General features: G+C 73.0%; 12 protein-coding genes. 3 read left to right on the plus strand and 9 right to left on the minus strand.

The features are described 5' to 3' along the window. Positions 1-106: 106 nt before the first annotated feature. The 6 genes from ACFV9Q_RS21415 to ACFV9Q_RS21440 form a co-directional block, all read right to left on the minus strand. Positions 107-1,453, minus strand: a complete 1,347-nt coding sequence (locus ACFV9Q_RS21415; protein ID WP_377236073.1) for a glutamate-5-semialdehyde dehydrogenase — start codon at positions 1,451-1,453, stop codon at positions 107-109. A gap of 95 nt (positions 1,454-1,548) precedes the next feature. Next, positions 1,549-2,736, minus strand: coding sequence for a glutamate 5-kinase (gene proB / locus ACFV9Q_RS21420; protein ID WP_377236074.1), 1,188 nt, complete (start codon positions 2,734-2,736; stop codon positions 1,549-1,551). A 61-nt stretch (positions 2,737-2,797) separates the two neighbouring features. Beyond that, positions 2,798-4,315, minus strand: coding sequence for a GTPase ObgE (gene obgE, locus ACFV9Q_RS21425; RefSeq protein WP_377236075.1), 1,518 nt, complete (start codon positions 4,313-4,315; stop codon positions 2,798-2,800). 107 nt (positions 4,316-4,422) lie between these two features. Beyond that, on the minus strand, positions 4,423-4,680 hold the full coding sequence (gene rpmA / locus ACFV9Q_RS21430; RefSeq protein ID WP_036961235.1) for a 50S ribosomal protein L27: 258 nt from the start codon (positions 4,678-4,680) through the stop codon (positions 4,423-4,425). Between the two features lie 88 nt (positions 4,681-4,768). Beyond that, positions 4,769-5,077 carry a 50S ribosomal protein L21 gene (gene rplU, locus ACFV9Q_RS21435; RefSeq protein ID WP_377228594.1) on the minus strand — a complete coding sequence of 103 codons (309 nt, stop codon included), beginning with the start codon at positions 5,075-5,077 and terminating at the stop codon, positions 4,769-4,771. Between the two features lie 220 nt (positions 5,078-5,297). Then, entirely contained in the window at positions 5,298-8,006 is a 2,709-nt protein-coding gene (locus tag ACFV9Q_RS21440; RefSeq protein ID WP_377236076.1) for a glycine betaine ABC transporter substrate-binding protein, read from the minus strand. 117 nt (positions 8,007-8,123) lie between these two features. Here ACFV9Q_RS21440 and ACFV9Q_RS21445 point away from each other — a divergent pair, with 117 nt between their 5' ends. Both ACFV9Q_RS21445 and ACFV9Q_RS21450 read left to right on the plus strand, forming a co-directional pair. Continuing rightward, positions 8,124-8,714, plus strand: a complete 591-nt coding sequence (locus ACFV9Q_RS21445) for a protein-L-isoaspartate O-methyltransferase (RefSeq protein WP_377228592.1) — start codon at positions 8,124-8,126, stop codon at positions 8,712-8,714. Between the two features lie 194 nt (positions 8,715-8,908). Then, positions 8,909-10,018, plus strand: a complete 1,110-nt coding sequence (locus ACFV9Q_RS21450) for a fatty acid desaturase family protein (RefSeq protein WP_377236077.1) — start codon at positions 8,909-8,911, stop codon at positions 10,016-10,018. A 49-nt stretch (positions 10,019-10,067) separates the two neighbouring features. Here the strand turns inward: ACFV9Q_RS21450 and ACFV9Q_RS21455 are convergent, their stop codons facing one another. Then, the gene (locus tag ACFV9Q_RS21455) at positions 10,068-10,703 is read right to left on the minus strand and encodes a thymidine kinase (protein ID WP_377236078.1); all 636 of its coding nucleotides are present in this window, start codon (positions 10,701-10,703) and stop codon (positions 10,068-10,070) included. Between the two features lie 35 nt (positions 10,704-10,738). On the opposite strand from ACFV9Q_RS21455, the gene ACFV9Q_RS21460 reads away from it, so the two are divergent. After that, a complete protein-coding gene (locus ACFV9Q_RS21460; protein ID WP_377236079.1) occupies positions 10,739-11,401 on the plus strand; it encodes an alpha/beta fold hydrolase in 663 nt (220 codons plus the stop codon). A 30-nt stretch (positions 11,402-11,431) separates the two neighbouring features. On the opposite strand, the gene ACFV9Q_RS21465 is transcribed toward ACFV9Q_RS21460, so the two are convergent. Both ACFV9Q_RS21465 and ACFV9Q_RS21470 read right to left on the minus strand, forming a co-directional pair. After that, complete coding sequence (locus tag ACFV9Q_RS21465) at positions 11,432-12,598, minus strand: acyltransferase family protein (RefSeq protein WP_377236080.1); 1,167 nt, start codon at positions 12,596-12,598, stop codon at positions 11,432-11,434. A 184-nt stretch (positions 12,599-12,782) separates the two neighbouring features. Further along, positions 12,783-15,659, minus strand: a 2,877-nt coding sequence (locus tag ACFV9Q_RS21470; RefSeq protein ID WP_377236081.1) for an Rne/Rng family ribonuclease, incomplete at its 5' end; no start/stop codon positions are given.

Consider the following 15,659-nt stretch of genomic DNA (forward strand, 5'->3'; position numbering starts at 1 on the left):
CAAGCTCAGGTGGGCTTTAGTCTCTCACGGACGAATTGCGGCGGGCGCACCGCGGCACCGGGTCGCAAGGAGATCCTGCGGAGGTCTCCAGGACGCCAACGAGCCCTCACGGCTTGACGTGGCCGTCGCCCGTGACCACCCACTTCGTGGTGGTCAGCTCGGTCAGTCCCATGGGGCCGCGCGCATGCAGCTTTTGCGTGGAGATGCCGATCTCGGCACCCAGGCCGAGCTCGCCGCCGTCGGTGAACCGGGTCGACGCGTTCACCATCACCGCGGCGGAGTCCACCTCCGCGACGAACCGGTCCGCCGCCGCGATGTCCCGCGTCACGATGGCCTCGGTGTGCCCGGAGGACCAGGTGCGGATGTGCTCGATCGCCTCGTCCAGCGACGGGACCACCCGCACGCCGAGCTCCAGCGCGAGGTACTCCGTTGCCCAGTCCTCGTCCGTGGCGGGAAGCACGGTGGCTCCCTCGGGGGCAAAGGACAGGGCTGCCGGGTCGCCGTGCAGCACCACGCCGGCGTCGGCCAGCGCGGTCAGCGCCGCCGGGAGGAAGGCCGGCGCGGCGTCCTCGTGCACGAGCAGCGTCTCGGCCGCGTTGCACACGCCGACGCGCTGGGTCTTGGCGTTCATCACGATCGCGACGGCCATGCCGACGTCGGCCGACGCGTCCACGTAGACGTGCACGTTGCCCACGCCCGTCTCGATGACGGGCACCAGGGACTCGCGCACGACGGTCTGGATGAGGTCGGCGCCGCCGCGCGGGATCAGCACGTCCACCAGGCCGCGGGCGCGCATGAGCGCCACGCCGCCCGCGCGGCCGTAGGCGTCGATCGACTGGACCAGGTCGGCGGGCAGGCCGCGCGCCGCCAGGGCGCCCTGCATCACCGCGACGATCACCGCGTTGGACGACGCCGCCGCGCTGCCCCCGCGCAGGATCACCGCGTTGCCGGACTTCAGGGCCAGCCCCGCGGCGTCCACGGTCACGTTCGGGCGGGCCTCGTAGATCATGCCGACCACGCCCATCGGGACGCGGACCTGGCGCAGGCGCAGGCCGTTCGGCAGGGTCTGCCCGCGCACCACCTCGCCGACCGGGTCGGGCAGGCCGGCGACGTCGCGCAGCGCGGCCGCGATCTGGCCGATCCGCTCGGGGGTCAGGGCGAGCCGGTCCAGCAGGCCGTCCGACATCCCGTTGGCGCGGCCGCGCTCCAGGTCCTCGGCGTTGGCTGCGACGATCTCGTCGGCGGCGGCCACCAGGGCGTCCGCGACGGCGCCCAGCGCGGCGTCCTTGGTCATGCGGTTCGCCGTGGCCAGGGTGCGCGAGGCGACCTTGGCGCGCCGGGCGACGTCGCGCACCGCCTCGGTGACGTCCTGGGTGCCCGACGGCGGCGGGGTGCCGGCTCCCGCGGAATCGCCCCCGGCAGGTGTCGCCTCGTACTGGCTCACGATCGTCATGCGTCGAGAGTACGTCGGGCGCGGGCGGATGCCGAGGGCGATTCCGTGGTGCGGACGCGGGCAGGTGACCGAAGTCGGAGGACCCGCGGGTCAGCTCAGCGGCCGTTCTCCAGCACCAGGTCGTCACGGTGCACCACCACGCGGTCGTACCCCTCCCCCAGCTCCTCGCGCAGCGCGTAGGTGGAGCGGCCCAGCAGCGCGGGCAGGTCGCTCGCGTCGAAGGCGACGAGCCCCCGGGCGACGACGACGCCGTCCGGCGCGACGAGCTCGACCGGGTCGCCGGCGTCGAACTGGCCCTCGGCCCGGGTGATCCCGGCGGGCAGCAGCGACGCGCGGCCGCCGAGCACGGCGCGCGCGGCGCCGTCGTCCAGGTGGAGGCGGCCCTGCGTGCGGGCCGCGTGCGCGATCCAGAGCCGGCGCGCCGAGGTGCGGCGGCCGGTGGCGGCGAAGAAGGTGCCGACGTCGTCCCCGGCGAGCGCGGCGGCCGCGTTGGCGGTGAGCGTGAGGACGGCGGGCACGCCGGCGCCGGTCGCGATCCGCACCGACTCCAGCTTGGTGACCATCCCGCCGGTGCCGACGGAGCTGCCGCGCGCCGTCACCTCGACGCGGGCGATCTCCGCGAGGTCGTCGACCAGCGGGATGCGGCGGGCGCCGGGTCGCGACGGCGGGGCGTCGTGCAGGCCGTCGACGTCGGTCAGGAGCAGCAGGGCGTCGGCCCGCACCAGGTGCGACACGAGCGCGGCGAGGCGGTCGTTGTCGCCGAACTTCAGCTCGTCGGTGGTGACGGCGTCGTTCTCGTTGATGACCGGCACGACCCCGAGCGCGAGCAGCCGCTCCAGCGCGCGCTGGGCGTTGCGGTAGCGGGCGCGGCGGACCGTGTCCTCGGCCGTGAGCAGGATCTGGCCGATCTGGATGCCGAACGCCGCGAACTCCTCCTGGTACCGGCCCGCGAGCTGGCCCTGGCCGACGGAGGCCGCGGCCTGCATCGTGGCGAGGTCGCGCGGCCGGCTCCCCAGCCCGAGCGGCCCGATGCCCGCGGAGACCGCGCCCGACGTGACCAGCACGACCTGCGCCCCCGCGGCCTGCCGGGCTGCGAGCACCTCGACCACCCCGCGCAGCGCGCCGACGTCGAGGTGACCGTCCGGGCCGGTGAGCGACGACGAGCCGATCTTGACCACCACGCGCCGGGCGGTGGCGATCGCGGACCGCGGGCCCGGGGCGGCCGGGCCGTCCTGGAGTTCCGAGGCGTCGTGGGCGTTCACCGAGGGGTCGAGGGAGTTCACACCCTCATCCTCTCCGGAGGCCCGCCCCCGACGCTCGCTCATTCCACGGGCCGGGCAGTGGTCAGCTGTCCTCGGGGTCGGTCCAGTGGCCCGCCTCGCGCTCGGTCCACAGCTCGCGCCGGGCCTCGGCCTTGGCGTCCATGCGCTCGGTGAACTCGCGCCGCTTGTCGCCGCGCGTGGGCCGCTCGTTCTGGTCGAGCCGCAGGTCGGTACCGCGGCCGCCCAGCAGCTCCGCGCCGGTCTGCAGCGTGGGCTCCCAGTCGAAGACGACGGCGTTGTTCGGGTCGCCGATACGCACCTCGTCGCCCGCGACGGCGCCCGCCTTGAACAGGCCGTCCTCGACGCCGAGCTTCGCGAGCCGGTCCGCGAGGAAGCCGACGGCCTCGTCGTTGTTGAAGTCGGTCTGCTTCACCCAGCGCTCCGGCTTGGTGCCACGCACCTCGAACCAGTAGGCAGTCTCGCCGCCCAGCCGGCGCACGGTGAACTTCGACTCGTTCACGGGGCGCGGGCGCAGCACGATCGGCGCGGCCTCCGGTGCGGGGGCCTCCGCGCGCGCCTTCTCCACGACCTCGGCCAGGGCGAACTTCAGCTCGCGCAGGCCCTCGTGGGACGCGGTCGAGATCTCGAAGACGCGCAGCCCGCGCGCCTCCAGGTCGGCCTTCACGAAGTCCGCGAGCTCGCGCGCCTCGGGCACGTCGATCTTGTTGAGCACCACGAGGCGGGGACGCTCGGCGAGCGGCACGCGGCCGCCCGCGATGCCGATGTCGCCCGAGTACGCGGCGAGCTCGGCCTCGATCACGTCGAGGTCGCTGATCGGGTCGCGGCCCGGCTCCAGCGTGGCGCAGTCGAGCACGTGCACGATCATCGCCGTGCGCTCGATGTGCCGCAGGAACTCCAGGCCCAGGCCCTTGCCCTCGCTCGCGCCCGGGATCAGGCCCGGCACGTCGGCCACGGTGAACCGCGACTGGTCGGCCTGCACGACGCCGAGGTTCGGCACCAGGGTGGTGAACGGGTAGTCGGCGATCTTGGGGCGCGCGGCGGAGATCGCGGCGATCAGCGACGACTTGCCCGCGCTCGGGAAGCCCACGAGCGCGACGTCGGCGATGGTCTTGACCTCGAGCTCGACCTCGGCGGCCTCGCCCTCCTCGCCGAGCAGCGCGAAGCCCGGCGCCTTGCGCCGCGGCGACGACAGCGCCCGGTTGCCCAGCCCGCCCTTGCCGCCCGCGGCGACGACGTACTCGGCGCCCTCGCCCACGAGGTCGGCCAAGACGTTGCCGTCCAGGTCCTTCACGACGGTGCCGTCCGGCACGGTCAGGACGAGGTCGCCGCCGTTGGCGCCGTCCCGGTCGTCGCCCATCCCCTGGGTGCCCGACGTCGCCCGCCGGTGCGGCGAGTGGTGGTACTCCAGGAGGGTGGTGGTGTTGGCGTCGACGACGAGCTTCACCGTGCCGCCGTCACCGCCGTTGCCGCCGTCGGGGCCCGCCAGGGGCTTGAACTTCTCCCGGCGGATCGAGGCGCAGCCGTTCCCGCCGTTACCACCGGCGGCGTGCAGAACCACGCGGTCCACGAAGCTGGCCATGTCTCGATCCTCTCAGGTACTGCTCAGGGCGAGCGGCCCGGGGCCGCTCATGAAAAGACGTGAGGGGGCGCACCGTCACCGGTGCGCCCCCTCACGCGAAAGCCGAATCAGACCTCGGCGGCGACGATGTCGATGACCTTGCGGCCACGACGGGTGCCGAACTGCACGGCGCCGGCGTCGAGGGCGAACAGGGTGTCGTCCTTGCCGCGGCCGACGTTCACGCCGGGGTGGAAGTGGGTGCCGCGCTGGCGGACGATGATCTCGCCGGCCTTGACGACCTGGCCACCGAAGCGCTTCACGCCGAGGCGCTGGGCGTTGGAGTCACGACCGTTGCGCGAGGAGCTCGCGCCCTTCTTGTGTGCCATCTGGCTGACCTGTCTTTCGGGACGAAGGAAGAAGAAGAAGTATCTAGCTCGCGCGGGCTCGCTCGTCAGAGGTGGCCCGCAGCGGAAGTCACTTGATGCCGGTGACCTTGAGGCGGGTCAGCGACTGGCGGTGGCCCTGGCGCTTCCGGTAACCGGTCTTGTTCTTGTACTTGAGGATCGTGATCTTGGGACCCTTCTCGTCCCGCACGACCTCAGCGGTGACCTTGACCTTCGCCAGCTTCTTCGCGTCGGTGGTCACCTTCTCCCCGTCCACGAGCAGGAGGGCCGGGAGCTCGACGGTCTCACCGGCGCTCGCCTGGACACGGTCCATGACGACGATGGTCCCGACGGACACCTTCTCCTGGCGGCCACCGGCCTTGACGATCGCGTAAACCACGTTCAACTCATCTCTCTAGTCTTGGCGTGCGCGCACGACGGAGATCATCGGCTTTGCTGTGACTCGCTCCGCCGCGGCGGTCGAGTGCGATGCGCCATGGGCACGCAGGACGGGTGCGCAGACAGCACACCGAAGCACAAGGTTACGCGATGCCCTCAGCGGGTTCAAACCGGCGTAGGCGTGGCCTTGCCCACCCTGGAGCAAACCTGGGGCGCACGGATCATTCGCCGGGCCGTCCCCAGCCTGCCACCCGCTCGCGGTTCTCGGCCAGCCACCGCTCGGCGACCTCCTCCGGCTCCTGCCCGTCGTGGTCGACGGCCGCGATGAAGCCGCTGAGGTCCTCGTCCGTGAGGTCGACGTCCCGCAGGACCCGGACTGCCGCGGGCGACGTCTCCGCCAGGGCGGACGCCCAGGCGACGTGCACGTCGACGTTCTCGTCGCCCTGGTCCGCCGCCCAGGGGATCGACGCGAGGCGACGGAGCGAGAACTGCTCGTGGATGCCGTCGGGCTCGTACCCGTAGAAGAGCAGGGGCCGGCCCGAGGCGGCCTCCTGCTCGAGCCGCGCCTTGAAGATGGTCGCGGAGTACGACTCCCCCTCGATCGACTCGTGGCCCGGGCGGTCCAGCCAGGCGGCCAGGTTCTCGGTCGACGCCCAGCCGCGCGGCCCGATCCACATCTCGCCCCGTCCGTCGCCGTCGCTGTCGAAGAGCGCCGAGACCTCGGGGTCGAACAGGTCCTCCGCCTCCGTCAGCGCCCTCTCGGAGCCGGCCGCGTCGAGGACGTAGACGCCCTGGGTGCCGGTGTAGGAGTGCTCGCTGAGCTGGATGGTCCCGGCGGCGACCCACTCGCGCACGGCCACCCCCTGGTTCTGGAGCCACAGGTCGGGGTGGACCTGGACGGCCGGGTTCTCGGCGCCCATCCCGGCGACGGCGTCGACGTGGTCCATCTCCTCGACCTCGACCGTCACGTCCGCCGCCGCGAGCGCGCCCTTGAGGACCTCGGCCGTGACGCTCGCGCCGGGCCAGCCGGGGTCGGCGACGGTGACGGTGGCGTCCTCGGTCTCGGGAGCCGCCTGCACCTCGCCCGGGCGCGGGGCGGAGGCGGCGACCGACGTACCGATCTCGCCGTTGAACGCGGTGGGCATGAGCACGACGGCGAGGATGACCAGTGCTGCCGTGCCGAGGTAGAAGGCGTTGAAGCCCCGGCCGGCGGGGAGCGACTCGACCACGCGGATCGGCCCGTCGCCGTCCCGCGTACGGATCCCGTCCCGCACCTGCGCTGCCGTGAACTCGCCGGAGTCGAGGATCTCCGAGGGGAGGTAGTACTTCTTGCCGATCTCGCGGAAGCCCTGCTCCAGCCGCCAGATCTGGCTGCTGAAGCCGTGGATGTTGTTGCGGTCGTAGTCCCGGATCGCGAACATCGCCAGGAACGCGCCACCCGCGAAGACGATCGCGCCGGCGTTGCCCAGCGGGGAGTCGCCGCGCAGCAGCAGCACGAAGACGATGGAGCCGAGGCCGGTGAGCCAGAGGGCCGCCCGCTCGCCGAGCGACAGCCGGTCCAGGTGGATGGAGAGCCAGCCGTTGAAGGCGTCCAGGGCGTTCTCCTGCGCCGGGGTGCGCGTCCCGGCCTCGCCGGACAGGGCGCGCTTGATCCGCAGGGCCCGGCTCTCCTTGCCCTCGGCGGTGGTGTCGTACTCCAGCTCGATGAGGTCCTGGAGCAGCTCGTCCGCCGCGTCCTTGCCCGGCTCGTCGTCGGTGGCGATCAGCCGGCGGACGACGGTGGCCCGCGCGTCGAGCTCCTGCGTACGCCGTCCGGCGACCTGGGCCAGCGTGAAACCGGCGAGGATCGCGAACAGCCCGGTGATCGCCGCCGCCATCTCCGGCACCGAGCTCAGCACGTCGCGCGGCAGCACCTGGGCGGCGAGCGCCACGTAGACGGTGGCGACCAGCGACAGGGACAGCGCGTTCATGGACCGGTGGCGCGCGTGCAGGGTCAGGTTGGAGAAGAGGATCAGGACCAGGCCCACGATGGCGATCGGCCGGACCGGCTCGTCGAAGAGCAGGTACAGGAGCACCACGGAGACCGCGGGCGAGAAGTACGGCAGCGAGGACAGCGTGAGCGACTTGTACTCCTGGAACGCCCAGGTCCACGTGATCTCGGCGACCAGGTAGGTCCCGATGCCGATGAGGCCGCAGACCAGCAGCACCTGGGCGTCGAAGGCGTAGAAGCGCAGGGTGTGCCCGCTGACCCACAACGCCAGCAGCACGGCGGCGAGGGCCGTGGCGTTGGCCACCGAGATCGCGTAGAACGTGGCGATCGGCCGGGAGCCGACCACCCGGTCGAACGAGCGGGTCGAGTTGATGGCGAAGGGCAGGTAGAGCCCGCTGCCGACCGCCGCGACGAAGGCCCAGACGATCTCGCCGCTGTCGCCGGACTGCGCCGCCCCGATGTTGGACACGCCGATGGCGGCCGCCCCCACGAACGAGGCCAGCACCATCAGCCACTCGTTCCACCGGAGCCTGGCCGCCGTCGCCGGGGAGAAGACGCGCATGGCGACCACGGCGATCAGGGGCCACGTGAACGCGATGATCGTCGCGTCGACCTTCGGCGCGCCGTACAGGGCGCGGTAGAAGCCGTAGTACCAGAGGGCGAGGAAGAGGCCCGACACGGCCGCCGAGCCGACGCCGGAGAGGCTGTTCCGCCCGCCGCGGAGGACGGCCGCGGTCCTCCTCCGCAGCACGAGTGCACCCACCAGGCTGCTCAGCACGGAGATGGTCCCGGCCACGACGTAGACCTCGGCGTAGTCCCCGCGGTCCCCGATGATCGAGATGAAGACGGGTTTGAGGGACCAGAACGCGACGGCGGTGAGTGCCGCGACGGTGACGGCCGCTACGGACAGCTTCGGGGGGACGGACGTCTCGGTGGCCAAGGCCTCTCCTGGTGGACGCGGTCGGGGCGGGCCGCAGTCTATGGGCAGGCCGGCACGGAACAGGGCACGTGGCGGGCTGGATCCGCGTGTGTCTACCCTGGGCTCAGGTGATACCTGATGGTTTCCGAGCCGGCCGCCGAGCACGACGACATCGCACGCGCGATGCGCGCCATACCCCGCCGTGACTTCCTGCCCCGGTCCCAGCGGCCGTTCGCCGGCCAGGACCAGCCACTGCCGATCGGACGCGGCCAGACCTCCTCCCAACCCACGACGGTGGCCGCCATGCTGCGCCTGCTGCGGGTCCCGCTCGGGGCGCGGGTGCTCGACGTCGGCGCGGGCTCCGGCTGGACCACGGCCCTGCTGGCCTACCTGACGGGACCACAGGGGTACGTGCTCGGCGTCGAGCGCGACAGCCGGCTCGCCGAGTGGGGCGCCGCCAACGTCGGGCGCACCGGGATGGGCTGGGCGACGCTCGTGCAGTCGGCGCCCGGCGTGCTCGGGCACCCTCAGGAGAGCGGCTGGGACCGCATCCTGGTGTCGGCGTCCGCGGCCGCGCTGCCGCGCACCCTGGTGGAGCAGGTGGGGATCGGTGGCCGGATGGTGATCCCCGTCCGGACCACGCTGCTCCTCATCGAGCGCCTGCCCGACGGGCGCACCCGCGCGACCGACCACGGCGGCTACCGCTTCGTGCCCCTGATCGAGGACTGACGGATCGAGGACTGACACCCGCGTCCGAAATGTCTGGTGAAGGTAAACACATCGTCTACAACTCTTCGCGAGGCGTCCACAACTGCCCCTCGGCGCGCCAACCTACGGTCCCGTAGGCTCAAGGGCATCTGCATGACGGGCGGCACCGTCCGACTCCACGGCTGGGAAGTCGACCCCGAGCATCTGAGGTCCAGATGGCCCAAACGGCCCCCGTCGTCCGCGACGGCTTTCGCCCGACCACACCCCGCGATCCCGACGCCCAGCCCGTGACCAGCACCTACTCGTCCCTGGCCCGCACCGTGCGCGACGCCGGGCTGCTGGGCCGGGCCCACGGCTACTACGCCTGGACCCTCGGTGTGCTCACCGTGGCGCTCGGCGGGATCGTCACCGGGTTCGTGCTCCTGGGCGACTCGTGGTTCCAGCTCCTGATGGCCGGCGCGCTCGGGCTCGTCCTGACGCAGTTCGCCTTCGTGGCCCACGAGGCCTCGCACCGCCAGGTCTTCCAGTCCGGCCCGCGCAACGACCGCGTGGGGCGCCTGCTGGCCAACGCCGTCGTCGGCATCAGCTACTCGTGGTGGATGACCAAGCACACCCGGCACCACGCGAACCCGAACAAGATGGGCAAGGACCCGGACATCGAGAACGACACGATCGCGTTCACGGAGGAGGGCGTCCGGCAGCACCGCGGGCTGAAGCGGTGGATCAACCGCTACCAGGGCTGGCTGTTCTTCCCGCTCCTCACGCTCGAGGGCCTGAACCTGCACGTCCTCTCGATCCGTTCGCTGTTCACCGGCGGCCCCGAGACGCTGCGAGCCCGTATCCGCGAGCTCGTCACCATCGCCGTGCGCCTCTCCGCCTACGTCGCGGTCCTGTTCTGGGTGCTGCCGCCCGGCCTGGCCTTCGCGTTCCTCGGCGTGCAGCTCGCGGTGTTCGGCGTCTACATGGGCGCCTCGTTCGCCCCGAACCACAAGGGCATGGCGATCATCCCCGCCGACAGCCGCATCGACTTCCTGTCCAAGCAGGTGCTCACCTCGCGGAACATCCGCGGCGGGCGGTTCATGAACATCCTCATGGGTGGGCTCAACTTCCAGATCGAGCACCACCTCTTCCCGAGCATGCCGCGCCCGCACCTCATCCGGACCGCGGAGATCGTCCGGGAGCACTGCGCCACCCTCGGCATCCCGTACACGGAGACGAGCCTCGCGCAGTCGTACGTGATCGTCGTCAACTACCTCAACAAGGTGGGGCTCGCCGCGCGGGACCCCTTCGACTGCCCGCAGTACAAGCTCATGCGCAAGGTCTGACGGCGCCGCCGGCGGCGGCCCCGCGCCGGTAGCTCCGCGGCCGCGCCCGTCACGGCACGACGACGGCGTGCCGCCGGCAGCGGGCCTCGTACGCCTCCGACCCACCCACGTGGGCCGCGACCGGCACGAGCGCGTCGCCCGGCTGAACGTCGCCCGGCTGAACGGCGCCCGGCTGCGCGGAGCCGGTGTGCGGCACGGTCGGCGCGCCGGGCAGGCGGACGTGGAAGGCGGCGTCCGCCCCGCAGACCGAGCACACCGCCGTGAGCTTCTCCACGGACTCGGCGAGCGCCATGAGCTCGGGCAGAGGCGCGAAGGGCTGCCCGTCGAAGGTGACGGACAGGCCCGCGACGACCACCACGAGCCCGCGGTCCGCCAGGCCGGAGACGACGGGCACCAGACCGGCGCCGAAGAACTGGGCCTCGTCGACGGCGACGAGCTCGGTCCCGGGACTTGGCAGGCCGGGGATCTCCCCGGCGTCCGACACCGTGTGCGACGGCACGCCCTGACCCGAGTGCGACGTCACCCGGCCGACGCCGCGCCGGTCGTCCAGCGCGTGGCTCACCACCACCACCTCGCGCCGCGCGATCCGGGCGCGACGTACCCGGCGCAGCAGCTCCTCGGACTTGCCCGCGAACATCGGGCCGGCGATGACCTCAAGGCGCCCGGCGCCCAGACCGTCTTTCATGGGCGCCAGTCAAGCATTCCGTTACGTTGTCCGGCATGGCAGCCGACGTCGACACCGTACTGTTCCTGCCCGGCCTGGGCGCCGGCAAGGACCCCTGGGCCGCCCAGCTCAGCAGCCTGCCGGCCGGACTGACCGGGCTGGCGCCCGACATCCCGGGCCTAGACCGGGCCGCCGAACCCGGTGCGTTCACGCTGGCCGACGCCGCTCGCGAGCTGTGCCGGCTGCTCGACGAACGGGGCCTCGACCGGGTCCACGTCTGCGGCCTGTCGCTCGGCGCGATGACGGCGACCCGGCTCGCGCTCGACTTCCCCGACCGGGTCGCGTCCCTCGTGCTGTCAGGCAGCCAGGTGCGGCCCCACCCGGCGCTCATGGCGATCCAGCGCGCGATCGTCCGGATGCTGCCGGAGAGCACCGCCGCCGGCATGGAGATGACCAAGGCACAGTGGCTCGGCGCCCTCCGGGTCGTCGCGGACACGGACTTCCGGGCCGGGCTGCCGGGCATCGAGGCGCCGACGCTCGTCCTGTGCGGCAGTCGCGACGTCGCGAACATCCCGGCGGCACGTGAGCTGGCCGCCCGGATCCCGCACGCGGAGCTGCGCATCGTCCCGCGCGCGGGACACCCCTGGAACGTCCAGCTCCCCGAGCTCTTCTCGCAGACGATCGCCGACTTCTACGGGCGGCTGTCGCGGGACGGCTGACGCCGCCCCGCGACCTGAGGCAACCGCGACCTACAGCACCCGCGCCACGCCCGGGATGCGCCGCAGCAGGTAGGCGACGCCCCAGCACAGCGGCACCGACAGGGCCAGCAGCACCAGGAACTTCACGCCCGCGGGGGCCACGAGCGGCGACAGCAGCACCGCGACGCCCACCAGCACCAGCGGGTGGATGACGTACACCGCGAACGAGTGCTGCGCGGCGAACCGGGCCCAGGCCGGCTGGCCCGAGAACCGCTCCCGGAACAGCACCAGCAGGCCCACGACCGCGCCGATCGCGACGACGTTCTCGGCGAGGCTCTGGCCGAGCAGCGCAAGGATACCGGCGTCCGGCGCGGTCGCGAGGGCCGACAGGCCCAGCGCCGGCGCCACGCCGACGAGCGCCACGATCAGCGCGACCCGGCCCTGCCGCGCCGTGAGCGCGGTCAGCCAGCCCCGGCGCGCGGCGAGCAGCCCCGCGACGAAGAGCAGCACGTACTGCGGCAGGTAGGCCGGCGACGGGAGGCCGACGCCCACCCAGTACGTACCCATCGGCACGGCGAGCCGCCAGAGGGCGGTCACGACGGTCAGGACCGCGACGAACCCGGCGATCGCGCGGAAGCCCAGGGGCTGGGCCACCAGGGCCGGGACGGCGTCAGCGGCGACGTCCGCGGCGACCTCCGGACCGACGAGCGCACCACGCCGGGCCGCGGACCGTGCCCGCAGGGCGCGGAATGCCGCGTAGGCGACGGACAGCACGAGGAGCACCTCGACGAACCACATCGGCCCGGGGTCGCCCACGCTGAACCAGAAGTGGAGGAACGACTCCCCCGACGCGCGGCGCTCCGGCCAGCCCGGCAGGGACAGCACCGGCCGCGCGACCAGCCAGAAGGCGACCAGGGGGACACCCAGCCGGACGATCCGGTCACGGGCGAACGCGCCCGGCCCCTTGCGGTCCGCCGAACCGGGGACGAACAGGCCGGAGAGCAGGAAGAAGGAGCCCATGAACCAGAGTTGGTTCGCGATCACGAACACCATGAGCGCGAGCCCGGACAGGCTCTCGCTGGGCTCGGTCCAGTACCAGATCGGGAGCGCGCCGTAGGTCAGCGCGCAGTGGTGGGCCAGGACCAGCACGGTCAGCAGGATCCGCAGGTTGTCGACGTACCCCAGCCGGGTGGTCGGCCTCGCGGCGATCGTTGTCATCTCGGTCTCCGTCGTCTCGGTCGCGCTTCGTTGGTTCGTTACTCGACTAATGAACCACAGAACGTGCCCGGCACGCAACAAAACCCGGGGCGCAACAAAAACGAGGGCCGCCACCTCGCGGTGGCGACCCTCGTCCGGATCAGGTCAGCGGCCCATCAGCCGCGCCCAGAATCCCCTCTTCGGCTCAGGCGACCTCGTCGCCAGCTCCTTTGGGCGGTTCCGACTGCCCAGTGCCGGAGCCCCCCTCCGGCGCGTCGCCCGCCGACGTCGCGGCGTCCGCCGGCGAGTCCGCGGAGACGGAGGTGTCAGCGGCAGCCGGCGAAGCGGCGGACGACGCGGAGCCCGACGAACCCGACCCGGCGGCGGGCAGCTGGATCTGGTCCAGCGTGGCGGGGCCGTCCTCCGTCGCGTCCTTCGTCTCGTGCGCGTGCTGCGCCGCGGCGGCGATCGTGGCGAGCGTGGCCTTCACGGCCTCGCGCGCCTCGGACCGCTCCTCGGGCAGGCTGGCGACCGGAGCCGCCTGCTCCGGCGCGGGGGCCATCTTCTCCTTGGCCTCCTTGCCGCGCTTGCGGCGCGACCGCGCGGCGCGCGGGCTCTCCTCGACCGCGGCGGAACCGGGGCCGACGCCGGAACCCGGCTTCTCGATCGGCTCCTCGTGCACGATGAAGCCGCGGCCCTTGCAGTGCTCGCAGGTCTCGGAGAACGCCTCGACCAGACCCTGGCCCACCCGCTTGCGCGTCATCTGGACCAGGCCCAGCGAGGTCACCTCCGCCACCTGGTGCTTGGTGCGGTCCCGGCCGAGGCACTCGACGAGGCGACGCAGCACGAGGTCGCGGTTGGACTCCAGCACCATGTCGATGAAGTCGATGACGATGATGCCGCCGATGTCGCGCAGCCGGAGCTGCCGCACGATCTCCTCGGCCGCCTCGAGGTTGTTCCGCGTGACGGTCTCCTCGAGCGTGCCGCCCGCACCGGTGAACTTGCCGGTGTTGACGTCCACGACGGTCATGGCCTCGGTGCGGTCGATGACCAGCGAGCCGCCCGAGGGCAGCCAGACCTTGCGGTCCATGCCCTTGGCGAGCTGCTCGTCCACGCGGTGCACGGTGAACACGTCGGTGTTCTCGACCCACTTGGACACGCGCTCGCGCAGGTCCGGGGCCAGCTCCTCGACGTAGTGCGCGATCTCGTCCCACGCACCCTCGCCCTGCACCACCAGCGACGAGAAGTCGTCGTTGAAGATGTCGCGGACCACGCGGATCGCCATGTCCGGCTCACCCTGGAGCAGGGCGGGCGCGGAGGCCTTCTTGGACTTGGCCTGGATGGCGTCCCACTGGCCCTGCAGGCGCTCGACGTCGGCGCGCAGCTCGTCCTCGCTCGCCCCCTCGGCGGCGGTGCGCACGATGACGCCCGCGCCCTCGGGCACGACCTCGCGAAGGATCTTCTTGAGGCGCGACCGCTCGGTGTCGGGCAGCTTGCGGCTGATGCCGGTCATGCCGCCGCCGGGAACGAACACCAGGTACCGGCCGGCCAGGGTGACCTGGCTCGTGAGCCGGGCGCCCTTGTGGCCGATCGGGTCCTTGGTGACCTGCACCAGGACGGAGTCGCCCGACTTGAGCGCCTGCTCGATGCGGCGCGGCTGACCCTCCAGGCCCGCCGCGTCCCAGTTGACCTCGCCCGCGTACAGCACGGCGTTGCGGCCCTTGCCGACGTCGACGAACGCGGCCTCCATGGAGGGCAGCACGTTCTGGACGCGGCCCAGGTACACGTTGCCGGCCATCGACGCCTGCGACTGCTGCGAGACGTAGTGCTCCACGAGCACGCCGTCCTCCAGCACCGCGATCTGCGTACGCCCGTCCTTCTCGCGCACGATCATCGACCGCTGCACCGACTCGCGGCGGGCCAGGAACTCGGCCTCGGTGATGATCTGGCGACGACGGCCGTGGTCGCGGCCCTCGCGGCGACGCTGACGCTTCGCCTCCAGGCGGGTCGAGCCCTTGAGCGCGGTGACCTCGTCGCTGCGGCTCGTGCGGGCGGCCGCGGCCTCGGCCCGCTCGCCGCGGGTGCCCCGGCGACGCCGGCGCCGACGACGGCTGCCGCCCTCGCCCTCGCCGTCACCGTCGGCCTCGTCACCCTCTGCGGCGTCCTGGCCGGCGTCCTCGGCGTCGCCGTCCTCGTCCGCGGACGACTGCGCGTCCTCGTCGGACTCGTCGTCCTGGTCCTCGTCCGCCGAGTCGTCCATGTCGTCCGAACGGGTGCGGCCGCCACGGCGGCCTCGGCCACCCCGGCGACGACGACGGCGCGACGGGCGCACCTCCTCGTCGTCGTACTCCTCGAAGTCCGCCGGGGCGAGCTCCTCGAGCTCGACGCCCTCGGCGACCAGCTCCTCCTCGATGGCACCGACCTCGTCGACCGCTGCCGCGTCGTCCTCGCTCAGGTCGGCGACGATGAACTGCGGGGCGGCAGCGACGGCCTCGGGAGCGGGCGTCTGGGCCGTGGTGTCACCCGTGGGCTCGGCGTCGGCCGGCGCGCTCTCCTGCGCGACGTCCGGGGTGCCGGCCTGCGTGGCGGGCTCGGCCGCGGGCCGCGCGGCCGGCTCGCCCGTACGGCGCACGGCCCGGCGCGAGCCGGACCTGCGGGTGCGGGGCTCCGGCGCGGTCTCGGCCGGGGCCTGCGCGGGCGCGTCGGCGACAGGCGCCTCGGCGACGGGCGCCTCGGCGGCCGGGGCCGCGGGGGCCTCGGTCCGGGGCGCGCGGCGCTCGGGGGCGGCCTGCTCGGGGGCGGGCTCGACCGGGCGGGCAACAGGGCGGGCGAACTGCGGCGTCAGGTCCTGCGGACGCGCCGGCCCGGCGGGGGCCTGCGCGCGGCGCGAACGGCGCGCCGACGAGTCGTCGGGCGCCTGGAAGAGCAGCGCGGTCGTCGCCAGGCGCGGCACGCGCGTGCCGGAGGTCGTCGCGGCGGGGGACGTCGCGGGCTGCGCGGGCGCCTCGGGCTGCTCGAACGCCGGGCGGCGACCGCCGCGGCGCGTGCGGGACCGCGCGTCGGGCTCGGCCGGGGCCTCGGC

The organism is Promicromonospora sp. NPDC059942, from assembly GCF_042731755.1.
Classification (GTDB): Bacteria; Actinomycetota; Actinomycetes; order Actinomycetales; family Cellulomonadaceae; genus Promicromonospora.

Excerpts from the sequence above, each read along its gene's own strand:
- ACFV9Q_RS21415 (WP_377236073.1), bottom strand. The coding sequence starts at position 1,453 with ATGACGATCGTGAGCCAGTACGAGGCGACACCTGCCGGGGGCGATTCC.
- obgE (WP_377236075.1), bottom strand. The coding sequence starts at position 4,315 with ATGGCCAGCTTCGTGGACCGCGTGGTTCTGCACGCCGCCGGTGGTAAC.
- rpmA (WP_036961235.1), bottom strand. The coding sequence starts at position 4,680 with ATGGCACACAAGAAGGGCGCGAGCTCCTCGCGCAACGGTCGTGACTCC.
- ACFV9Q_RS21445 (WP_377228592.1), top strand. The coding sequence starts at position 8,124 with ATGGTTTCCGAGCCGGCCGCCGAGCACGACGACATCGCACGCGCGATG.
- ACFV9Q_RS21450 (WP_377236077.1), top strand. The coding sequence starts at position 8,909 with ATGGCCCAAACGGCCCCCGTCGTCCGCGACGGCTTTCGCCCGACCACA.
- ACFV9Q_RS21455 (WP_377236078.1), bottom strand. The coding sequence starts at position 10,703 with ATGAAAGACGGTCTGGGCGCCGGGCGCCTTGAGGTCATCGCCGGCCCG.
- ACFV9Q_RS21460 (WP_377236079.1), top strand. The coding sequence starts at position 10,739 with ATGGCAGCCGACGTCGACACCGTACTGTTCCTGCCCGGCCTGGGCGCC.
- ACFV9Q_RS21465 (WP_377236080.1), bottom strand. The coding sequence starts at position 12,598 with ATGACAACGATCGCCGCGAGGCCGACCACCCGGCTGGGGTACGTCGAC.